The organism is Oleiphilus sp. HI0123 (assembly GCF_001635315.1).
In genome coordinates this window covers 1-933 of record NZ_LWGE01000008.1, presented here as the reverse complement: position 1 = coordinate 933, position 933 = coordinate 1, and the positions used below count along the sequence as shown (strand labels likewise).

The following is a 933-nucleotide window of genomic DNA, read 5'->3' as shown; positions in this document are numbered from 1 at the left end:
TTTTTAATTTGTTCCGTTCTCGATTCTACGCGAGCTTCGAGGTTTTGATTGAGATCTAGGATCTCCTTTTCATCAAGCTTTCGTCGAGTAATATCCCGGATCATCACGGTAAAAATGATTTCGTCATCAACAAGCACTTTGTTTGTCACCATCGACAACCAAGCTTGCTGACCTTCAATCGTTGTCTCTATTTCGAAGCGGCCATCGTCTTGCGTTTGGGATGCAAGAAACTCCATATATTCACAACCCTGATCACAGTCTTCATCATCAAGCATTAATTCGAGGCCGCCCCGAGGTTGAACAATTTCAAACTCAGCTTGGGGGTAAAATGCCAGCTCAGGTACAATTTCGTCGAGCATCTTACCTTCAACCTCACCCTCTTGCTTTTTGATAACATCTCTACACGCAGGGGTAACAGTAGTAATCTTACCGTGTTTATCGGTACTTAAAAAAATAAAATCGGATGAAACCAGCAAGATGTCAATCAGGTCACTTTGTCGCATGTTTTTTGTTTTACTTTATCGTCAAATTAAATGGAAGGTTGCATATAACATTAGCAGCAAACACCAGCTTTTCCATTTGCAAAAGGTAAAATCCTTAAAAAAGCTCGAGCTCTCCAGCCTCTTCAATAATGGGTTCCGTCTTATCAAGGTACGTTGAGTCGAGGATGTGTATCAACTCTTTACTAACACCACACTTGCTCGGCATTAAAGCGACAGTTGGAAACAACAAGCCAATATTATTGGCACGGCTATCGAAGTATTTTTCATTTGTTATAATTGAGTCAGACTCAATTCTTTGCATTCCTAAAATTTCGTCAACTACTACAGCGATACTGTTTGAGCCCCCGGTATTAAAGCTAACCAATGTTAACTGTTCTCCCTTAAGACACTGCTCCATCCCAATACGACGACGCAAATCAAGAACCTGCAT

2 protein-coding genes are annotated in these 933 nt (G+C 40.9%); both read right to left on the bottom strand.

Annotation, left to right across the window (positions count from 1 at the left end; all coding sequences use genetic code 11):
• A partial coding sequence (locus A3761_RS00135; protein ID WP_197472664.1) for a hypothetical protein occupies positions 1-503 on the bottom strand: 503 nt, incomplete at its 3' end.
• Between the two features lie 94 nt (positions 504-597).
• On the bottom strand, positions 598-933 hold a 336-nt coding region (locus A3761_RS26445), incomplete at its 5' end, for a hypothetical protein (RefSeq protein WP_068749607.1).